19 protein-coding genes are annotated in these 20,365 nt (G+C 42.4%); 11 read left to right on the top strand and 8 right to left on the bottom strand.

Annotated elements, in window-relative coordinates; genetic code table 11:
• Positions 1 to 11: 11 nt before the first annotated feature.
• A complete protein-coding gene (gene pyrG, locus ACZM60_RS06670) occupies positions 12 to 1,610 on the bottom strand; it encodes a CTP synthase (RefSeq protein WP_021971875.1) in 1,599 nt (532 codons plus the stop codon).
• 231 nt (positions 1,611 to 1,841) lie between these two features.
• Here pyrG and ACZM60_RS06665 point away from each other — a divergent pair, with 231 nt between their 5' ends.
• Positions 1,842 to 3,344: a DUF3078 domain-containing protein gene (locus ACZM60_RS06665; protein WP_489521100.1), complete on the top strand. Its 1,503-nt coding sequence runs from the start codon at positions 1,842 to 1,844 to the stop codon at positions 3,342 to 3,344.
• Positions 3,345 to 3,366: 22 nt separating this feature from the next.
• Positions 3,367 to 3,993, top strand: coding sequence for a trimeric intracellular cation channel family protein (locus tag ACZM60_RS06660; RefSeq protein ID WP_489521099.1), 627 nt, complete (start codon positions 3,367 to 3,369; stop codon positions 3,991 to 3,993).
• Between the two features lie 98 nt (positions 3,994 to 4,091).
• On the opposite strand, the gene ACZM60_RS06655 is transcribed toward ACZM60_RS06660, so the two are convergent.
• From ACZM60_RS06655 to pyrB, 6 genes are all read right to left on the bottom strand, one after another.
• Positions 4,092 to 4,811, bottom strand: a complete 720-nt coding sequence (locus tag ACZM60_RS06655; protein WP_489521098.1) for a YiaD family glycine zipper/OmpA-like lipoprotein — start codon at positions 4,809 to 4,811, stop codon at positions 4,092 to 4,094.
• Positions 4,812 to 4,910: 99 nt separating this feature from the next.
• Positions 4,911 to 6,191: a serine hydroxymethyltransferase gene (glyA, locus tag ACZM60_RS06650; protein WP_021971870.1), complete on the bottom strand. Its 1,281-nt coding sequence runs from the start codon at positions 6,189 to 6,191 to the stop codon at positions 4,911 to 4,913.
• Positions 6,192 to 6,225: 34 nt separating this feature from the next.
• The gene (locus tag ACZM60_RS06645) at positions 6,226 to 6,957 is read right to left on the bottom strand and encodes a porin family protein (protein ID WP_021971869.1); all 732 of its coding nucleotides are present in this window, start codon (positions 6,955 to 6,957) and stop codon (positions 6,226 to 6,228) included.
• Positions 6,958 to 6,966: 9 nt separating this feature from the next.
• Positions 6,967 to 7,533 carry a flavin reductase family protein gene (locus tag ACZM60_RS06640; RefSeq protein ID WP_021971868.1) on the bottom strand — a complete coding sequence of 189 codons (567 nt, stop codon included), beginning with the start codon at positions 7,531 to 7,533 and terminating at the stop codon, positions 6,967 to 6,969.
• A gap of 7 nt (positions 7,534 to 7,540) precedes the next feature.
• Positions 7,541 to 7,999: an aspartate carbamoyltransferase regulatory subunit gene (gene pyrI / locus ACZM60_RS06635; RefSeq protein WP_021971867.1), complete on the bottom strand. Its 459-nt coding sequence runs from the start codon at positions 7,997 to 7,999 to the stop codon at positions 7,541 to 7,543.
• Positions 8,000 to 8,033: 34 nt separating this feature from the next.
• Positions 8,034 to 8,975, bottom strand: coding sequence for an aspartate carbamoyltransferase (gene pyrB / locus ACZM60_RS06630; RefSeq protein WP_340318496.1), 942 nt, complete (start codon positions 8,973 to 8,975; stop codon positions 8,034 to 8,036).
• 327 nt (positions 8,976 to 9,302) lie between these two features.
• On the opposite strand from pyrB, the gene ACZM60_RS06625 reads away from it, so the two are divergent.
• Together ACZM60_RS06625 and ACZM60_RS06620 are read left to right on the top strand one after the other, a co-directional pair.
• Positions 9,303 to 11,630: a transglycosylase domain-containing protein gene (locus ACZM60_RS06625; protein WP_021971865.1), complete on the top strand. Its 2,328-nt coding sequence runs from the start codon at positions 9,303 to 9,305 to the stop codon at positions 11,628 to 11,630.
• A gap of 176 nt (positions 11,631 to 11,806) precedes the next feature.
• The gene (locus ACZM60_RS06620; protein ID WP_021971864.1) at positions 11,807 to 12,628 is read left to right on the top strand and encodes an exodeoxyribonuclease X C-terminal domain-containing protein; all 822 of its coding nucleotides are present in this window, start codon (positions 11,807 to 11,809) and stop codon (positions 12,626 to 12,628) included.
• A 2-nt stretch (positions 12,629 to 12,630) separates the two neighbouring features.
• On the opposite strand, the gene ACZM60_RS06615 is transcribed toward ACZM60_RS06620, so the two are convergent.
• On the bottom strand, positions 12,631 to 13,014 hold the full coding sequence (locus ACZM60_RS06615; RefSeq protein WP_489521097.1) for a 2-amino-4-hydroxy-6-hydroxymethyldihydropteridine diphosphokinase: 384 nt from the start codon (positions 13,012 to 13,014) through the stop codon (positions 12,631 to 12,633).
• A gap of 71 nt (positions 13,015 to 13,085) precedes the next feature.
• Between ACZM60_RS06615 and kdsB the strand changes: the two genes are divergently transcribed.
• The 7 genes from kdsB (at position 13,086) to ACZM60_RS06580 (ending at position 20,361) form a co-directional block, all read left to right on the top strand.
• The gene (kdsB, locus tag ACZM60_RS06610) at positions 13,086 to 13,847 is read left to right on the top strand and encodes a 3-deoxy-manno-octulosonate cytidylyltransferase (RefSeq protein ID WP_021971862.1); all 762 of its coding nucleotides are present in this window, start codon (positions 13,086 to 13,088) and stop codon (positions 13,845 to 13,847) included.
• Positions 13,847 to 15,136, top strand: a complete 1,290-nt coding sequence (locus ACZM60_RS06605; RefSeq protein WP_021971861.1) for a M16 family metallopeptidase — start codon at positions 13,847 to 13,849, stop codon at positions 15,134 to 15,136. The genes kdsB and ACZM60_RS06605 overlap by 1 nt, the downstream gene beginning before the upstream one ends.
• Positions 15,137 to 15,203: 67 nt before the next feature.
• Complete coding sequence (locus ACZM60_RS06600; protein WP_021971860.1) at positions 15,204 to 16,325, top strand: MORN repeat-containing protein; 1,122 nt, start codon at positions 15,204 to 15,206, stop codon at positions 16,323 to 16,325.
• Entirely contained in the window at positions 16,325 to 17,113 is a 789-nt protein-coding gene (locus ACZM60_RS06595; RefSeq protein ID WP_489521096.1) for an inositol monophosphatase family protein, read from the top strand. The genes ACZM60_RS06600 and ACZM60_RS06595 overlap by 1 nt, the downstream gene beginning before the upstream one ends.
• A 69-nt stretch (positions 17,114 to 17,182) precedes the next feature.
• Positions 17,183 to 17,848 (top strand): DUF2461 domain-containing protein, encoded by a 666-nt coding sequence (locus tag ACZM60_RS06590; RefSeq protein WP_021971858.1) that lies wholly within the window; start codon positions 17,183 to 17,185, stop codon positions 17,846 to 17,848.
• 44 nt (positions 17,849 to 17,892) lie between these two features.
• Positions 17,893 to 18,336: a NanQ anomerase/TabA/YiaL family protein gene (locus ACZM60_RS06585; protein ID WP_489521095.1), complete on the top strand. Its 444-nt coding sequence runs from the start codon at positions 17,893 to 17,895 to the stop codon at positions 18,334 to 18,336.
• Between the two features lie 15 nt (positions 18,337 to 18,351).
• Entirely contained in the window at positions 18,352 to 20,361 is a 2,010-nt protein-coding gene (locus ACZM60_RS06580; RefSeq protein ID WP_021971856.1) for an alpha amylase C-terminal domain-containing protein, read from the top strand.
• Positions 20,362 to 20,365 lie beyond the last annotated feature (4 nt).

Below are 20,365 nucleotides of genomic sequence, written 5' to 3'. Positions count from 1 at the left end.
ATTAATACCTATTATTTATCGATAGCCGCTTTGACGAACGATAAGAAAAGAGGATGTGGTTTCAATACCGTACTGCTGTATTCCGGATGGAATTGTGTTCCGATATACCATTTCAAAGTAGGAATTTCTACGATTTCTACCAGATCAGATTCCGGATTGATACCTACACATTTCATGCCAGCTTTCTCGAATTCAGCTTTATAATCATTATTGAATTCATAGCGATGGCGGTGACGTTCCTGGATATGTTCAGTCTTATAAGCCTGATATACCTTTGAGTTCGGATCGAGTACACATTCATAAGCACCCAGACGCATCGTTCCACCCATATTAGTAATAGACTTTTGTTCCTCCATGATATCAATTACATTATGAGGAGTCTTTTCATCCATTTCACGACTGTTTGCATCTGCATATCCCAATACATTACGAGCAAATTCAATAGCCATGCACTGCATACCCAAGCAAATACCGAAGGTCGGAACATCGTGTGTACGACAATATTTCAAGGCAACGAACTTTCCTTCAATTCCACGCTGACCAAATCCCGGACAGATAATAACGCCATCCATATCCTTCAGCATTTCCTCAACATTTTCATCATTCAACTTTTCACTGTTGATGAAGTGGATGTCTGCTTTGCGGTCGTTATATGTTGCTGCCTGTGACAATGCTTCCAAAATAGACTTGTAGGCATCCTGCAAATCATATTTTCCAACCAATCCGATTGTAACCTTTTCAGTTGCATTATGACGGCGGTTAAGGAATTCTTTCCATGGACCAAGTTCTGGAGTTTCACCGACAGGAAGTCCCATCTTTTCAAGGATAGTTACATCCAGCTTCTGTTCCTGCATGCGGAGAGGCACTTCGTAAATTGTCGGCATATCCATTGACTGTACTACAGCATTGTCGTCTACATTACAGAATAAAGCAACTTTTTTCTTCAGATTGGTATTAAGGTTATGCTCCGTACGCAATACCAGAATATCAGGCTGAATACCTACCGATTGAAGTTCCTTTACAGAATGCTGAGTCGGTTTAGTCTTCAGTTCACCAGCAGCAGCCAAATAAGGAACATAAGTAAGGTGTACACACAAGGCATTCTTGCCCAATTCCCATTTCAACTGGCGTATACTTTCCAGATAAGGCAATGATTCGATATCACCTACTGTACCACCAATTTCTGTAATGACAAAATCGAACTTATATTTATTTCCCAGCAATTTGACATTACGCTTAATTTCATCGGTAATATGAGGGATAATCTGAATTGTTTTGCCCAGATAGTCACCACGACGTTCCTTATCGATAACACTCTTGTAGATACGGCCGGTTGTGATATTATTCGCTTTGGTTGTCTGAATACCAAGGAAGCGTTCGTAATGTCCCAAGTCCAGATCGGCTTCATGCCCATCGACTGTCACGTAACACTCTCCGTGTTCATAAGGGTTCAAGGTTCCCGGGTCAATGTTGATATACGGGTCGAACTTTTGTATAGTTACGCTGTAGCCTCTGGCCTGCAGCAATTTACCGATAGATGATGATATAATACCTTTACCTAATGAAGAGGCAACACCACCTGTTACGAAAATGTACTTTGTTTCTGCCACAATATAATTGTTTTAAAGTGATTTATTAATCTAACACTACTATTCAAAGTTGCAAAATTATAAAAAAAAGCCAAATCTCCCACAAGGAAAACAACAAAACATTACAAAGAACTAATTAGTCGACAAGAACTTGAGTAAAAACAAGGACACAATTTGTTATAATATCATTTTATATGACTAAATTTAATTGTATTTTTGCAGGAAAATTGACGAATAAGAATAAGAATAAGAATGAAAACACTAGGTATGTTTATAACTATGTCCTTCCTGATAAATGAAGCGAGTCAGGCTAAGGAATTACAAGACTTAACATTAGCTAACGATACGATTGCAGAAAGTATCAAGCAAGCAGAGGGTCTGAAACAAGCTAGTTCCGCCGATACAGTATACCGTAAGAAGGTTGTAGAAACTGTGAAAGCGAAAATGGCGCAATCAGCGTCTTTACGGATTAACCCTTCCGTAAAAAAATTCCAAGCTTTTTTATACGGTTTCCGTCAAAATTATCAGGATATGCTGGACCGCTGGGATGATATTTTCTTACCGGAGGCTCCATCGTGGATTCGTTCTAATCCAGATTTTTACAAGCTTATTGTGCCGGCTACTTATTATTCAGAACCGATTGAGCAGGCTTTCTCCATAGACGACTGGAAACCTGTTATTCCTTTTGTAAAGGAAGATGCCATAAAAGATTCTGTTTTTCAGGTTCCACGGCTGACACAATCGGCTGATATTAATAAGGAGGTAAACAAACAGTTGCTTACGTTCTATCTACAGTATCCTAATCTGGTGCATAAAAATGAAAATGATTTGAAGGGAATTGAACCTTTATCGGATAAGTTGAAGGTAAGAAAGCCCAAAAAAGAAAAAGTATTTTATCTGGTGGGAGCAGCTTCGCAAACCGGACAGGTGAGAGAAAAGGACTTGCTGGTTGTAAAACCGAACTTCTGGTCTTTCAGCGGAAATGGATATGCACAATTCTCACAGAACTATATTTCAGACAACTGGTACAAAGGAGGTGAAAGTACGGTTTCGTTACTTTCGGGAGCTGTATTGCAGCTTAACTATGACGACAAGCAAAAAATACAATTCGAGAACAAACTGGAGTGGAAACTTGGTTTTATCTCAGCTCCGTCTGATACCGTGCATCAATATAAGACAAGTGAAGACTTGATCCGTTTAAGTTCAAAATTTGGTTATAAAGCCATTACCAACTGGTATTATACGGTTTCGGCAGAATTTAAGACACAGTTCTTTTCCAATTATGAAACGAACTCCGACAACTTGGTTTCTTCTTTATTATCTCCGTCTGAGTTGAATATCGGTATCGGTATGGATTATAAGTATACAAGAGACGCAGTTTGTAATTTGTCTGTACTGATTAATCCGTTCAACTACACACGCTATAGTGTGGCAAGTGATAGAATCGATCCTACAAAGTTTAATATCGATGCGGGAGAGAAAGTAAAGAACCAGTTGGGTTCCCGATTGGAAGCTACGTTGAAATGGATTGTCCTGACTGGTCTGACATGGGAGTCTCGTTTTTCTTATACGACAAACTATGAACAAGTCTTGTCGGAATGGGAAAATACCTTCACCTTTGCTTTCAACAAATACTTCTCTACGAAACTGTTTGTTCATACTCGTTTCGACGATTCAGTTTCTAAAGCCGATCCGGAAGACAGTTACTTCCAGTTACAGGAACTGCTTAGCTTTGGTGTAAGTTATACTTGGTAATTATTAATAAACTCAATATAAAATGCCATCATTTGTTCAGATACTTGATTTTATAGGAACATTTGCTTTCGCCATCAGTGGCATCCGCCTGGCATCAGCTAAACGATTTGACTGGTTTGGCGCATACATTGTAGGTCTGGCAACAGCAATCGGTGGAGGAACCTTGCGTGACGTTATGCTAAACGTCACGCCTGTCTGGATGACAGACCCTATTTACTTGATCTGTACTGCCTTTGCAATGTTCTTTGTTATCATTTTTGGGAAATATCTTATTCACTTGAACAACACCTTCTTTCTTTTCGACAGTATCGGATTGGCCTTGTTCACCGTTGTAGGCTTTGGAAAAAGCATTTCGTTGGGCTATCCTTTCTGGGTAGCTATCATCATGGGTAGTATAACGGGAGCGGCAGGAGGAGTCATTCGTGATGTATTCATCAATGAAATTCCATTGATTTTCCGTAAGGAAATCTACGCAATGGCATGTGTCATAGGAGGACTGGTTTACTGGATTTGCCTGCAGATAGGACTGGAAACGTACATTTCACAAATAATGGGAGGGGTTACGGTTTTCATCGTTCGTATTCTTGCCGTTAAATATCAGATAACCTTACCGATACTGAAAGGCGATGAAACCAGAACAGAAGAGTGAGAAAGATAAATTCTCTTTTTGTAAAGACATAAAAAATCCAACTGAAAATCGTTCCAGATTATTCAGTTGGATTTTTTATTTTCAGGAATAGCTGAGTTTTACTTCAATGTTCCAGCTTCTGCCTGCTGAATCATTTGCTGGCTGGCATACATATATACTTCTACACGACGATTTTCTTTTCGTCCCGCTTCAGTACTATTGTCTGCAACAGGATTGCTTTCTCCCATACCTTCTACACTTTTAATCTGTGAAGTTGCAACGCCGCATCCCAGCAGATAACTTGAAACGCTCTGGGCACGTGCCTGAGACAGCTCCTGATTTTTCTGTACACTTTCGGCAGCTGTACTGTTTTTCCAGCCAGTATTGTCAGTATATCCGTAAATGGCAACGTCCATGTCCGGGTTCTGGTTCAATACATTGTTTGCGAACTTGCTGAGTGATGCCTTGGCAGAAGTACTCAGAGATGAACTGCTTGTACTAAACAAGATACCAGAATCGAAAGTAACTTTTACTGCCTGCAAGCCATTGTTGTCAGTTACCTGTTCTACTTCAGCACCCTGAATCTGGGCAGCCTGTTCTGCAGCCTTGTCCATTTTCTTTCCAATCAGGACACCGGCACCTGTACCGACGGCAGCACCTACTGCAGCACCGATAGCAGCTCCTTTGCCCTGTCCGGCAATACCACCGATAATAGCGCCCAATGCAGCACCACTTCCGCCACCAATCATACCACCTTTGGCAGTATTATTCAAAGAACCGCAACTGCTAAGTACCAAGCATGAGCTCAGTAAAATAGCCATAAAACTCGTTTTTTTCATATATTCATATTTTATTAAGTACCGTCAGAGAAACAATTTATCAGGACATTTGTTTACCTTTTCCTCCACATTCCTGATAAAAAACAGAAACGGACTTTATTAATAAGCAAAAATCGGATAGTTCTTCATCGTATCGTTTACACGTGCACGAACGGAAGCAATAACTTTCTCATCGTCTACGTTCGACAATACGGTTTCTATCATTTCTGCAATTTCGTACATCAAATCTTCTTTAGCACCACGGGTCGTTATAGCCGGAGTTCCCAAACGAATACCTGAAGTCTGGAAAGCAGAACGAGTATCAAACGGAACCATATTCTTGTTTACGGTAATATCGGCCGAAACCAATGCCTTTTCGGCTACCTTACCCGTAAGATCTGGATATTTGCTACGCAAGTCTACCAGCATAGAATGGTTGTCTGTACCGCCGGAAACGATGGTAAAACCACGGTCCATCAAAGCCTGTGCAAGCACAGCTGCATTTTTCTTAACCTGCTTCTGATATTCCTTATATTCAGGTTGCAGACATTCGCCGAATGCTACAGCCTTGGCAGCGATGACATGTTCCAGCGGTCCACCCTGAATGCCCGGGAATACAGCAGAATCGAGCAACTGAGACATCATCTTGATTTCTCCCTTAGGAGTCTTTTTGCCCCATGGGTTAGGGAAGTCCTTACCCATCAGAATTACACCACCACGCGGACCACGCAAAGTCTTGTGAGTAGTAGAAGTAACAATGTGAGCATACTTCAACGGATTATCCAGCAAGCCAGCGGCAATCAAACCTGCGGGATGAGCCATATCTACCATGAAAATAGCACCTACCTTGTCGGCTATTTCACGCATACGCTTGTAATCCCATTCACGCGAGTAAGCAGAACCACCACCGATAATCATCTTAGGATGTTCGCGCAATGCGATTTCTTCCATCTGGTCGTAATCTACACGTCCGGTTTCTTTATTCAGATTATATTCACACGGAGTATAAATGATACCCGAAGTATTGACAGCCGAACCATGAGAAAGATGACCACCATGTGCCAGATTCAGTCCCATGAACTTATCTCCCGGGTTCAATACAGCCAGAAATACGGCAGCATTGGCCTGTGCACCAGAATGAGGCTGTACGTTTGCCCATTCGGCTCCGAAGATTTGTTTCAGACGGTCGATAGCAATCTGTTCGCTCTGGTCTACCACCTCGCAGCCGCCATAATATCGTCTGCCCGGATAACCCTCTGCATATTTATTGGTAAGGCATGAACCCATAGCCTGCATAACCTGATCACTCACAAAGTTTTCGGATGCAATCAATTCGATACCTTTCAGCTGGCGCTGATGTTCTTTTTCAATGATGTCAAAAATCAAATCGTCTCTTTTCATGTTATAGCATTTTAAAAAGGTAATATTATGTTCGTTAAAAAATTACTCCCAATGAAAAACTCAGTACATTCTTTCGTCGCTTGAGAGATATATCCTGGTCGCAATAAGGAGATTCGGTAAGATTCTTGTCGAACGTTACCGCTTTCACCATATTATGCAGGGCTGCTTCGTAACGGAAGTCAAAGAAGATATTCGAAACATTGACCGCAAGTCCCACTACGGCACTGTAACAAAACGGATGGAGTTTTTCTGTTATGTTTTGCTGATAGAAGCCTGAATATTCGTTCTTGCAATGTTTTCTCCAATTATACGACACTTTCGGACCGAGAAAGAATGCCATTCCATACGGGCGTGCATCCACAAATTTATACCCATAAAGCACAGGCAGGTCGATGGAATTTATGGAAGTCTTTACCAGTGCACTATGCTGCAAGATATCCCGGTTGTCGGCCGTACTGGCAACGGAAATACTTCCTTTTGAAACATTGTAAGAAATTTCTGTCTGAAGATAATGATGCTTTTTCAGGTTAAAACGGCAAAAAAATGCCCCGAAATAACCTACTTTGTAGTTGTTTTGGATATCGTTTAGTTCCTGTCCTCCTACCGAGAGGCGGTCTATAAAGAACATCGACGAATTAAAGCCTGCTTTTACCCCCACGTTGACCAGCGGGTCGCGCGAGGCATCCCGTCTGCTCCCTCTCGACTGGCCTTGAAGATTCGTTGCCAGCAGGAGGCTTGCCATGAGGATAAAAGCAGCTTTTTTCATATTAACGCTCTATTTTTTCTTTTCTACCGACCAGCCGAATTTCCCGATTTTACTGCCCATTTCGTAGTAGCCTCCATGCGCATAAACCAGTAAATTCGATTTTGCCAAGTCGAACTTTCCCGTATCGGAGTCCAGGTATTTCTCGTCAGCCTTTACGTTTACCACATCGGCGATAAACATATCGTGCGAGCCTAGTGATACAATTTCCTTTACCCTGCACTCGATGCACAAGGGCGACTCCTCGATGATCGGGGCCCGTACCACAGAAGCCGGTCCCGGGGTAAGATGCATCTCCTCGAACTTGTTGAAGTTCTTGCCCGATCGCACCCCACACCAGTCTGTTGCGTAAGCCATATCTTTAGTCGTCAGGTTAATCACGAACTCCATATTCTTCTTCAGAATAGGATAGGAGTGCCGTTCCGGCCTGACAGATATATAACACATTGGCGGATTGGTACAGATGGTTCCTACCCACGCCACAGTGATGATGTTATATTCTTCTTTACAACTACCGCAGCTGACCAGCACGGCTGGCAACGGATAAATCATTGTTCCTGGCTTCCAGTCTTGCTTCATACGGTTATCAGATCAGTTTGATATTATCCTTCTGTTGCTCTTTTTCGCAATAGTGGCATTTCAAGATACCCTGTTCCTTATCGATAACATGGAACCACGTCTGCATCGGCTCGTTATTGGTAATACATTTCGGATTGTTGCATTTCACGATACCCTTCAGCTCGTCGGGCATCAGCACCTGCTTTTTCTCCACTACTTCGTAATGGCGGATAATGTTCAGCTTTACGTTGGGGGCAACAACCGACAGGCGGCTCACTTCTTCGTCAGTAAAATATCTGTCGGCCACCTTGATAATGCCTTTCTTTCCCAGCTTCTTGCTTTCGAAATTATTTCCGATAGTGATGTTGCTGTCCGTGTTTTCCAATCCGAGCAGTGCAACAACTGTAAATACTTTATCCGAGGGTATATGGTCGATAACCGTTCCATTCTCAAGGGCGGCTACCTGCAGTTCTTTCTTTTCGTTCATAATCTTTCTTGATTAATTTGTTTAAAAAGTTTATTTATCTTTCGGTGTCCGCCTTAACTTCGTCCAGTGTAATGCCCAGTACGTCGCACAAAATAGCTTCGCGGGCATAAAGTCCGTTCTGAGCCTGCTGGAAATAGTATGCTTTTTCGTTGTCGTCTACATCGTAAGCAATCTCGTTTACACGAGGCAGCGGATGAAGAATACGGAGGTTGGGGCGAGTATGTTCCAGCATCTTATTGCGGAGGATATACACATCTTTCACCCGTTCGTATTCCATCAGGTCGGTAAAACGTTCCCGCTGTACGCGTGTCATGTACAAGATGTCCGCATCGGCAATGGTTTCTTCCGTGAAATCCGTATGCTCGATATATTTAATGTTGTGCTCCTTGCAGTACAGTTTGTATTCTTCCGGCATTTTCAGTTCTTCGGGTGCGATGAAATGGAAGGTCGGATTAAAGTGGCGCATGGCCATCAGCAGGGAATGTACCGTACGACCATACTTCAGGTCGCCCACCAGATAAATGTTCAGGTTCTCCAGTGTGCCCTGTGTTTTATATATGGAATAGAGGTCGAGCATTGTCTGAGAAGGATGCTGGTTGGCTCCATCGCCGGCGTTGACAATAGGCACCGGAGCAATTTCACTGGCATAACGTGCCGCTCCTTCCAGATAATGACGCATTACGATGATGTCGGCATAGTTGCTTACCATCATAATGGTATCTTTCAGTGTTTCACCTTTTGAAGAACTTGTCACCTTCGGGTCTGTAAATCCGATAACCTTGGCACCCAGTCTGTTTGCCGCAGTCTCAAAACTTAAACGAGTACGCGTGGAAGGTTCAAAGAAAAGGGTTGCAACGATTTTTTCATCCAGTAAGTGACGGTTGGGTTTCTTTTCAAACTCTCTTGCCATTTCCAAAAGATAAAGGATACGTTCTTTAGAATGATTGGCAATGGTTACTAAACTTCTATTTTCCATATTTTCGGTTTTATGAATTGTTTTTATAATACCGGAGTTCAAAGGTAGGCAAAAAAAATAAAAGCGCCACTCTTTTTTCATATAAATTCACTGAAGTTTTTATTTCCCCGTCATTGTGTTTTCTTATTTTTTGTACGAAAAATTTTATCTTTTGTACAAATCATTCTATTTTTTGTACAAAAACTCAGTAACTTCTCATATTGTTTTATTCGTTTATTCCAGTGAATTTCCTTATTTTTGCACGTTTTCTTAATTCATTCTGCCGGGAACAAATTTATTTCCGCAGAAATTGTTGTAAATTAAATAGGTATAGCATATTAATTTATCATGAGGAAGAAATTTATATACGTGTTGTGGGCATTGCTCGCATTAGGAGTATTATCGGTAACTGTAGTCTTTACAGCTATCGCAAAAGGGTGGATTGGTTATGTGCCTCCGGTGGAGGAACTGGAAAACCCGAATCTGAAATTTGCAACCCAGATTATATCCGACGACGGTCAGTTGCTGGGTACCTGGTCTTACAGTAAGGAAAATCGTGTATATGTAGGCTACAATGATCTGTCGCCTAATCTGGTACATGCACTTGTTGCAACAGAGGATGTACGTTTCAGCGAACATTCCGGCATAGACATCCGTGCGTTTATGCGTGCTGTTATCAAACGTGGTATCTTTATGCAGAAACATGCAGGAGGTGGCAGTACCATTACACAGCAGCTGGCTAAGCAGTTTTATTCGCCTACTGCAGATAATGTAATGGAACGTTTGCTGCAAAAGCCGATAGAATGGGTGATTGCCGTAAAACTGGAACGTTATTACACCAAGGAAGAAATCCTGACTATGTACCTCAACAAGTTCGACTTTCTGAACAATGCAGTAGGTATCAAGACTGCCGCCAAGACTTATTTCTCGAAAGACCCGAAGGATCTTACAATAGAGGAAGCTGCTACGCTGATAGGTATGTGCAAGAATCCGTCGCTGTATAATCCTCGCCGGTACAACGAGCGCTCGCGCGGACGCCGTAACACGGTGCTCGACCAGATGTACAAGGCCGATTATATTACCAAAGCCGAACGGGATTCACTGCAGGCATTGCCGCTGACACTGAAATTCCAGCCTGTTGACCATAAAGACGGACTGGCAACTTATTTCCGCGAGTATTTGCGTAGAATTATGACTGCAAAGAAACCTGAGCGCTCAAACTACAGAGGCTGGCAAAAGCAGCAGTATTATGAGGATTCTCTGGCGTGGAAAAACAATCCGCTGTACGGATGGTGTGCAAAGAACAAGAAAAAGGATGGAACAAACTATAACATCTATACCGACGGACTGAAAATTTATACAACTATCAACTCGCACATGCAGCAGTATGCCGAAGAGGCTGTGTACGAACATGTAGCGAAATACTTGCAACCGCGCTTCTTCAAGGAAAAATACGGACGTAAGACTGCTCCGTATACCAACGAACTTACTCAGGAAGAGGTCGACAAGATTTTGGAACGTTCCGTTCGTCAGTCCGACCGTTACCGTGAGATGAAGGAAGCGGGCTGTTCGGAGGCAGAGATTCGCAGGGCATTCAATACCAAACATGAAATGACAGTCTTTTCATGGGACGGAGAAAAGGATACTATTATGACTCCGCTGGATTCTATCCGCTATTACAAACATTTCTTGCGTGCGGGATTCATGTCGATGGATCCGATTACCGGTTATGTAAAGGCTTACGTGGGTGGTCTTAACTATAATTATTTCCAGTACGATATGGCTATGGTCGGACGCCGTCAGGTTGGTTCAACCATTAAACCTTATCTATATACGCTGGCTATGGAAAACGGTTTCTCGCCATGCGACGAGGTAAGAAATGTTGAACAGACCTTGTTCGATGAAAATGGAAAAGCGTGGACTCCGAGAAACAGTTCCAAGTCGCATTACGGCGAAATGGTTACGTTGAAGTGGGGACTGGCCAACTCCAATAACTGGATCTCTGCTTACCTGATGAGTAAGCTTAACCCGTATGCTCTGGTTCGCCTGATCCATTCGTTTGGTGTCCTGAACAGAGATATTCAGCCTACAGTATCTTTGTGTCTGGGACCATGCGAAATTTCAGTAGGCGAAATGGTCAGTGCTTATACGGCTTTTGCCAACCGGGGTATTCGCACTGCGCCGCTCTTTGTTTCTCGTATAGAAGATAACGAAGGCAACATTATTGCAACATTTACACCGCAGGTAGAAGAAGTTATCAGCGAATCGAGTGCTTACAAGATGCTCGTCATGTTGCGTGCTGTAATCAACGAAGGAACCGGTGGACGTGTTCGCCGTCTGTATGGAATAAAAGCAGATATGGGTGGTAAGACAGGTACAACGAACCGTAATTCGGACGGTTGGTTTATGGGATTCACTCCTTCATTGGTTTCGGGTTGCTGGGTAGGCGGTGAAGAACGTGATATCCACTTCGATACGATGCGCGATGGACAAGGTGCTTCAATGGCACTGCCGGTATGGGGCTTATACATGCAGAAAGTTTATGCCGACAAGTCATTGGGGTATTCTCAAGATGAATATTTCGATATTCCTCAGGATTTTGACCCGTGCAAGGATAAGCTTACTGAAATGGAAGAGGACAATAATAGCCAACTGGATGATGTATTCTTCCAATAAAAATTCCAACTAAGCAAACTTGTCGGCATAGGACTCCAAAAACGTGCCGATGTTTTAATACAAACGTGCTGACGTTCTTTCTGAAATGTCAGCACGTTTTTTTATGTTTCCGCCGTTGGATATTCGGATAATTTTCTTTATCTTGCAGAAACCTATAAAAAAGAAGGAGGATTGTAATGGATCGTAATCTTACCTTATACCAGCTATCTCCTGAACTTGCAGCCAAAGTTTTCGACCGAATCGAAGTGTTTAATCGTGGAAGAATATTGAATAATGGCAAATATATTATCAGCATGCCGACTCCTTACCGCCCTTATTACGGCTTTTGGCGGGTATTTGCCGACGATAAGACTCCGCTGTTTGTACGGACACTGGCCGTAACATTCGATGCAGCAGCCGAAAGAGCCTTTGCGTTACTCCAGAATTGCAACGTTTTCCTCGATGTGCAGGATAATGCTGCGTTCGAAGATTGTTATGGGCAGTCGGACGATATCATTCCTTTTGGTAAATACAGAGGCAAGCGCCTGGCCGAGATTTTTTATGTAGATCCCTCGTATGTGCTTTGGCTGGCAAATAAATTTGTTGTCGAAACCAAGCGCTATGAACCATTGGTTGCTCTTGCCAAAAAGTTTGCCAAGGTACATTTCGAACTGACAATCCAGAAAAGGCATATATCGTCTGTAAGCCGTTATATCGGTGAAGTGGGAGAAAAGTTGAAAGATATGTTTCTCACTGTACTGAATGTCCGTCTGCAAGTAGATACTTACAAAGCCGATTTCTATGTGGATCAGAATGTGCTGGCAGCCGATCGTGACGGGAACCGCTATACCTTTTTCGTAAAAGCCGCTGCACGAAGTCAGACGCCCAATGTGCTAAGCTGCCATAGCCGCAAAATCAACCTTCACGAAGTACTGCATTTGTCGTCGGCAAAAGTCATGTCACACTATGAAAGCAATGGCGTGCATTATACACGTTTAGGTTACATAAAACTGGTCTGATGTCATGATTCTCTGATTGAAGCCAGAGCCTGTCGGACATAGTTCTTCTCCATGTCTGCGGGTTTCAGAAGGATTGTGTCATACACCAATAAATCAATATCCAGCGGAATAATTCCTCTCAGTTTCCCGTCAGGAGTTCTTCCGCATTTTTTTTCTATTTCCTTGAAAAAAGAATTCAAGTCTTCGGCAGACATGTCGGTTTTCATTACAGCAGCCTGGTTCAGATAAGGAGAAGGATTGTTTGTACCCTCAGGAGGCGTTTCTATAATCTGCCCCCACGATATGCAGGGAAAAGTATTGTCTAATATTTTCCTTGCTGCAGACAAATGATATTCACCTTCTAAGTTCGATCCCAAGCAAATGACACAACGATATGCAGTTTTCATATTTATGAAGTTTTGAATACAAAAATAGATTTTTTTTGTAAATTTGCATACCAATAAAAAGTATGAATGCCATGAAATTTATCGGAATAATTCCAGCAAGATATGCTTCCACACGCTTTCCGGCAAAGCCACTGGCGATGCTGGGCGGGAAGACCGTTATTCAAAGAGTATATGAACAAGTATCCGGAATCTTGGATGAAGCATACGTAGCGACCGACGATGTACGTATAGAAGAAGCTGTCAAGGCTTTTGGAGGAAAGGTCGTAATGACCTCAGTAAACCATAAAAGTGGTACAGATCGCTGCTACGAAGCATTTTGCAAAGTAGGTGAAGGATACGATGTTATTGTCAATATTCAGGGTGATGAGCCGTTTATCCAGCAATCTCAGCTGGAGGCTATTAAAGCTTGTTTCGATGATGAATCGACTCAGATTGCAACATTGGTGAAACCTTTTACCCCGGCTGACGGCTTTGATGCGCTGGAGAATGTAAACTCTCCGAAAGTAGTGGTCAGTAAAAATATGAATGCCTTGTATTTCAGTCGCTCCATCATTCCTTATCAGCGTAACAAGGATAAGTCGGAATGGCTGAAGGAACATACATATTATAAACATATCGGACTATATGCTTACCGCGCCGGTGTATTGAAAGAAATCACTTCTTTACCACAGTCTTCTTTGGAACTGGCAGAATCACTGGAACAATTGCGCTGGCTGGAAAATGGATATACCATAAAAGTCGGTATCAGTGAAGTAGAAACGATTGGAATAGATACTCCGCAGGATTTGGCTCGTGCGGAAAAATTTTTGCACGAACATAAAGAAATGAAGTAATGGCCTTAGACAGAACAAAAGCTCCGAAAATACGTCAAATAGACCATTTTTCTATTGCCGCTCCTGAGCGCAGGGTAATGCCGAATGGAATGCCGCTGAATGTCATCCAGGTAGGAAGTGAAGATGTAGTACGATTCGACCTGCTGGTTAAAGGAGGACAGTGGAATCAGACACAACCGTTGCTGGCAATGTTTACAAACCGTATGTTACGTGAAGGCACTCGGTCATTCTCTTCATCGCAGATTGCCGAGAAGCTGGATTATTACGGCGCGTGGCTGGATTTGTCTTCATCATTGAATTACGGCTTTATTACATTATATTCTTTAGGAAAATATTTTCCTAAAACAATTGAAATTTTAGCTTCGATGATCAAGGAACCGGCGTTTCCGGAGAAAGAATTGTCGGTTGTGGTAGATGTCAACAAACAGCAGTTCTTGGTTAATGCCCAACGTGTAGATGTCATGGCAAGAAAGCGTTTAAACCGTGCTTTGTTCGGCTTGTCACATCCCTTGGGACGCTATGCGGAGCTGGAAGACTATGACCGTATCAACAGTCAGGTCTTAAAAGATTTTTATCACCAGTACTATCATTCTGATAATTGTTCGGTATATGTTTCAGGAAAGGTCACTCCCGAAATTATACACTGTATTGAGCATCATTTCGGAGAATCAAAATGGGGTGATACTTCCCGCAAGATTGATCATAAGGCTTTTAAGCCTGAAACTGAAGAAAATAAGCGTATCTTCGTAGAAAAAGCAGATGCTTTGCAAAGTTCTATTAAAATAGGTGCTTTTTCTATCGGGCAGAAACATCCGGATTACCAAAAGTTACGTGTTCTTGTTACATTGTTTGGCGGTTATTTTGGAAGCCGGCTAATGTCAAACATTCGCGAAGATAAGGGATATACATATGGAATCGGTGCCGGACTGGTCAACTATCCTGGCATCGGAGTTCTAGGTATCAGTACAGAAGCTGCAAATGAATATGTAGAACCTCTCATATCCGAAGTCTATAAGGAAATGGATATTTTATGCACGGAAAAGGTTTCGGACAAAGAATTGGAAATGGTTCGTAATTATATGCTGGGAGATATGTGCCGTTCGTATGAGAGTGCCTTTTCTCTTTCGGATGCTTGGATTTTTATCGAAACATCCGGTCTGGAAAATGATTTCTTCGAACATACGCTAAAAGCTATTCGTGAAGTAACTTCCGATGAGCTTCAGATATTGGCGCAACGGTATTTCTGTAAAGAAAACTTAATAGCGGTCGTTGCGGGTAAAAAAGTGTAATGATTTTATAATCTCTCTGTTAAAAACACTATTTTTGAACATCTAAATAAAAACGAAAGAGGAAATAATGACAAGACATACATTTTTATTATTTGCACTGATGGCATTTGGAGGCTTGTCGGCTTCTGCACAGATGTCGTTAGGGTATTATAAATTTAAAGACGGAGCAGAGTATACAGGTGAATTGAAAGGAAAGCGTCCAAACGGAAAGGGAAAAACGGTTTTCAAAAATGGAGATGTATACGAAGGTGAATATGTTAAAGGAAAACGTGAAGGAGAAGGTACCTATATATTTAGCGACGGAGAAAAATATGTAGGACACTGGTATCAAGATCAGCAACACGGACAGGGTACTTATTATTTTATGAATAATAACCGTTATGAGGGTATGTGGTATGCCGACTTTCAGGAAGGTGAAGGTACGATGTTCTATTATAATGGAGACTTGTATATTGGCATGTGGCACGAAGATAAGCGAAATGGCCACGGCACATATACCTGGAAGGGTGGGGCCAAGTACGAAGGTGAATGGACTAATGACCTGAAAAACGGAAAAGGTATCATGACGTGGGAGGACGGCTCGAAATATGAAGGCGAGTGGAAAAATGGTGAACGACACGGTAAAGGTACTTTTTATTATACTAATGGTGATAAGTATATTGGCGACTGGGTTCGGGATGTACAGCACGGAAAAGGTATTTATTACTTCCAGAACGGTGAACGTTACGAAGGCGACTATGCTGACGGAGAACGTACAGGAAAGGGAATTTATGTCTATCCAAATGGCGACAAATATGTCGGTCAGTTTAAAAACGGATGGCAGGAAGGAATCGGTACTTTTACATGGCAGAACGGAGCTGTATACGAAGGTGAATGGGTGAAAAACCAACGTTCAGGAAAAGGACACTATAAATGGGGAAACGGTGACGAATACGAAGGTCAATGGAAGAATAACATGGCCGAAGGAGAAGGAGTTCTGCGCATGCAGGATGGCTCTGTTTATACCGGACATTTCTCAAAAGGCAAAGAGGATGGTAAAGGTACTATCGTTACAAAGGACGGAATTCGTTTTGAAGGCTTTTTCAAACAGGGAAAGAAAGACGGTCCATTTATAGAAACAGACAGCAACGGAAAAATTATCCGTCAGGGTACATTCCGATATGGCAGACTTTTAGAGGAGAAAAAATAATGTTAGATTTATCAGAACTCACAGATAAAGTACGTGCTCTTGCGGTAGAAGCCGGAAGTTTCATCCGCGATGAAAGGAAGAAATTTCATCGCGAAGCGGTAGAGAAAAAGCATGCACACGACTATGTGTCGTATGTAGATAAGGAATCTGAGAAAAGAATTGTAACCTGCTTGAAGGGATTTCTCCCTGAAGCAGGTTTTATTGCAGAAGAGGGTAGCGGTAGTCTCTCCGATGAAGAATATTGCTGGCTGGTCGATCCGCTGGACGGAACCACAAACTTTATTCACGATAATGCTCCTTACTGCGTAAGCATTGCCTTAAGAAGTAAAAAAGAATTATTGATAGGCGTGGTATACGAGATTTGCCGGGATGAATGTTTTTGGACTTATAAAGGTGCTCCATCCTATCTTAACGGCAGAGAAATACATGTATCATCAGTATCGTGCCTCGATGATTCGTTTATAGCACTTGGCTTCCCGTATGCTTCCGATGCATACAAGCCTATGGCATTGCATCTGGTAAACAATCTTTATGGGAATGTTGCAGGATTGCGATTGCTTGGAGCTGCCGCCGCAGAATTGTGTTACGTGGCAGCCGGTCGGTTCGAAGCCCGTATTGAAGCTTTCATCGGACCATGGGATATTGCAGCGGGTACCATCATTCTGCAAAACGCTGGAGGCAAGGTTACCGATTTCGAGGGAGGAGATTCTTTTTACTCCGGCTCACAGGTACTGGCTTCCAATGGAAAGATACATCAGAATTTGTTGAATATAATTGATAACCTATAAAATACTTACGTTTTATTCGGTTTATCAAAATATATTTTGTATGTTTGTGTTACAAAAAGGGATAAGGACATGAATATACCAGAAATTTTAGATTTTCTGAAACGCTTGTCAGAGAATAATACCCGTGAATGGTTTCAGGAACACAAAGCCGAATATCAACATGTGCAAAGCTGCTTTGAAGATCTGCTTGCCACCATTATAGCACGTATCTCGTTATTCGATGAAAGTGTTTCGCATGTTCGTCCCCATGACTGTACCTACCGAATCTATCGGGATATCCGTTTCTCGGCGGATAAATCTCCCTACAAAAATCATATGGGGGGATATATAAACTCCCGGGGAAAGAAATCAAACCATTGCGGATACTATATACATCTGGAGCCGGGTCACTGTATGCTGGCAGGAGGAAGCTGGTGTATGCCGTCGAATATGCTGAAAGCTGTCCGCCAGTCGGTAGTCGACAATATTGATGAATACCGTTCAATCGTGGAAGATCCTGCTTTCAAAAAGTATTTTCCCATAATAGGAGAGAGTCACCTGAAGACCTTACCCAAAGGCTTCCCAAAGGATTTTCCATATCCGGACTATATAAAATGTAAAGACTATACAGTCGCTTATTACATTCCTGATTCATTTTTCGACAATCCTCATTTTATGGACGAAATCACAACTGTTTTCATGCAACTGAAACGTTTTGCAGATTTCACGAATTATACAATTGACGACTTCGAATAATAAGATGATATAAAAAAACAAAATCACAAATAAATATTACTACTATGGTTGTAGATAAATTAGAAAATCTTGAGAAATATGTTTCTCTGAATCCTTTGTTTGCACAAGCCGTAGAATTTCTGAAAGCTACCGACTTAGATGCACATGAAATCGGTAAGATTACGTTAAAGGAAGGTGAGCTGATGGTTAACTTCTCACAGACAAAACCAAAGACCAAAGAAGAAGCCAAACTGGAAACTCATAATCATTTTATTGATATTCAGATTCCATTGTCTGGAGTTGAGGTTATGGGATATACTCCTCGCACTGACCTGCCGGAGGAAGCATATAATGCAGAAAAGGACATCACTTTCTATAAAGGATTGGCTAAAGATTATCTGACTATAACTCCGGGCATGTTTGCTATATTTTTCCCACAAGACGGACACGCTCCTGGCGTGACACCCGACGGGGTAAAAAAAGTCATAGTAAAAGTTCGGGTACATTAATAAAACTCTAATACTATGGATGAAGTATTGAACATCATTAAAAATGATCCTTGGCTGGAGCCCTATAAAGAGGCTATCACTGGCAGACATCAGCATGCCATCGATAAGGAAAAAGAATTAATCGGAAAAAAGACATTGTCCGACTTCGCTACAGGACACCTTTATTTCGGTCTGCACCGGACTGAAAAAGGATGGACATTCCGTGAATGGGCGCCCAATGCCACAGAAATTTATCTGATTGGTGATTTCAACGGCTGGCAAGAACAGGCCAAGTACAAGCTGAAAAGAGTAAAAAATACCGGAAACTGGGAAATCAACTTGCGGGAAAATGCCATGAAACATGGTGATTTATATAAGTTGAAAGTCTATTGGGAAGGTGGATGCGGAGAACGTATTCCTGCATGGGCAACACGTGTTGTTCAAGATGACCAGACCAAGATTTTCAGCGCGCAGGTATGGAACCCTGGAAAACCTTATAAATTCAAGAAAAAGGTATTCGTACCAAATGTTTCTCCTCTGATGATTTATGAATGCCACATCGGTATGGCACAAGATGCAGAGAAAGTTGGTACATACAACGAGTTCCGCGAAAATATTCTTCCGCGTGTGGCCAAAGATGGCTATAACTGCATTCAGATTATGGCTATTCAGGAACATCCATATTACGGCAGCTTCGGATATCATGTTTCAAGTTTCTTTGCTCCGTCATCCCGATTCGGAACGCCCGAAGAACTGAAACAGCTTATCGATACCGCACACCAGATGGGTATTGCCGTCATTATGGATATCGTTCATTCACATGCCGTAAAGAACGAAATAGAAGGATTGGGCAACTTTGCCGGTGATCCTTGCCAGTATTTCTATCAGGGAGAACGCCGCGAACATCCGGCATGGGACTCTTTGTGCTTCGATTATGGAAAGAACGAGGTCATTCATTTCCTGCTTTCCAACTGCAAATACTGGCTGGAAGAATTCCATTTCGATGGATTCCGCTTCGACGGTGTGACTTCCATGCTTTATTACAGTCACGGACTGGGAGAGGCTTTCTGTAATTATGGCGACTATTTCAACGGGCATGAAGACGACAATGCAATCTGCTATCTGACACTTGCCAACAAGCTGATTCATCAGGTCAATCCTCGTGCCATTACCATTGCCGAAGAAGTTTCCGGTATGCCGGGACTTGCAGCTCCATTCAACGACGGTGGATACGGCTTCGACTACCGTATGGCAATGAACATTCCGGATTATTGGATTAAGATTATCAAGGAACGCCGCGATGAAGACTGGAAACCGTCCAGCATGTTCTGGGAAGTAACCAACCGCCGCAAGGATGAAAAGACCATTTCTTACTGCGAAAGCCATGACCAGGCTCTGGTAGGCGACAAGACCATTATTTTCCGTCTGATAGATGCCGATATGTACTGGCACTTCAAGAAAGGAGATGAAAACGGCGTTGTACAGCGTGGTATAGCCCTGCATAAGATGATCCGTCTGCTTACGGCTTCTACCATCAACGGTGGTTACCTGAACTTCATGGGAAATGAATTCGGACATCCTGAATGGATTGACTTCCCGCGTGAAGGCAACGGATGGTCGTACAAATACGCTCGTCGTCAGTGGCATCTGGTAGATGATAAGGACTTATGTTATCACTATTTAGGTGATTTCGACAATGCAATGGTACACCTGATCGAGGGAGTCAAGAATATACAAAAGACCGATGTGGTAGAAATCTGGCACAACGACGGCGACCAGGTATTGGCATATCGCCGGAAAGACCTGATTTTTGTATTTAACTTCAGCCCGACCCGTTCGTTTACCGATTACGGATTCCTTGTTCCGCGCGGCGAATACCGTGTTGTTCTGAATACAGACAATAAAGCATTCGGCGGATTCGGATTTGCAGACGATACCATAGCCCATTTCACATGTGCCGATCCGTTGTATGCAAAGGAAAAGAAAGAATGGCTTAAATTGTATATACCTGCCCGTTCGGCAGTAGTGTTGAAACGCCAGAAGTAATATT

Source organism: Phocaeicola sp. (genome assembly GCF_057861905.1).
This window is presented reverse-complemented; position numbering and strand designations above follow the sequence as displayed.

Coding starts and splice junctions, on each gene's coding strand:
- ACZM60_RS06665 (WP_489521100.1), top strand. CDS start 1,842: ATGAAAACACTAGGTATGTTTATAACTATGTCCTTCCTGATAAATGAA.
- ACZM60_RS06660 (WP_489521099.1), top strand. CDS start 3,367: ATGCCATCATTTGTTCAGATACTTGATTTTATAGGAACATTTGCTTTC.
- ACZM60_RS06655 (WP_489521098.1), bottom strand. CDS start 4,811: ATGAAAAAAACGAGTTTTATGGCTATTTTACTGAGCTCATGCTTGGTA.
- glyA (WP_021971870.1), bottom strand. CDS start 6,191: ATGAAAAGAGACGATTTGATTTTTGACATCATTGAAAAAGAACATCAG.
- ACZM60_RS06645 (WP_021971869.1), bottom strand. CDS start 6,957: ATGAAAAAAGCTGCTTTTATCCTCATGGCAAGCCTCCTGCTGGCAACG.
- ACZM60_RS06640 (WP_021971868.1), bottom strand. CDS start 7,533: ATGAAGCAAGACTGGAAGCCAGGAACAATGATTTATCCGTTGCCAGCC.
- pyrI (WP_021971867.1), bottom strand. CDS start 7,999: ATGAACGAAAAGAAAGAACTGCAGGTAGCCGCCCTTGAGAATGGAACG.
- pyrB (WP_340318496.1), bottom strand. CDS start 8,975: ATGGAAAATAGAAGTTTAGTAACCATTGCCAATCATTCTAAAGAACGT.
- ACZM60_RS06625 (WP_021971865.1), top strand. CDS start 9,303: ATGAGGAAGAAATTTATATACGTGTTGTGGGCATTGCTCGCATTAGGA.
- ACZM60_RS06620 (WP_021971864.1), top strand. CDS start 11,807: ATGGATCGTAATCTTACCTTATACCAGCTATCTCCTGAACTTGCAGCC.
- ACZM60_RS06615 (WP_489521097.1), bottom strand. CDS start 13,014: ATGAAAACTGCATATCGTTGTGTCATTTGCTTGGGATCGAACTTAGAA.
- kdsB (WP_021971862.1), top strand. CDS start 13,086: ATGAAATTTATCGGAATAATTCCAGCAAGATATGCTTCCACACGCTTT.
- ACZM60_RS06605 (WP_021971861.1), top strand. CDS start 13,847: ATGGCCTTAGACAGAACAAAAGCTCCGAAAATACGTCAAATAGACCAT.
- ACZM60_RS06600 (WP_021971860.1), top strand. CDS start 15,204: ATGACAAGACATACATTTTTATTATTTGCACTGATGGCATTTGGAGGC.
- ACZM60_RS06595 (WP_489521096.1), top strand. CDS start 16,325: ATGTTAGATTTATCAGAACTCACAGATAAAGTACGTGCTCTTGCGGTA.
- ACZM60_RS06590 (WP_021971858.1), top strand. CDS start 17,183: ATGAATATACCAGAAATTTTAGATTTTCTGAAACGCTTGTCAGAGAAT.
- ACZM60_RS06585 (WP_489521095.1), top strand. CDS start 17,893: ATGGTTGTAGATAAATTAGAAAATCTTGAGAAATATGTTTCTCTGAAT.
- ACZM60_RS06580 (WP_021971856.1), top strand. CDS start 18,352: ATGGATGAAGTATTGAACATCATTAAAAATGATCCTTGGCTGGAGCCC.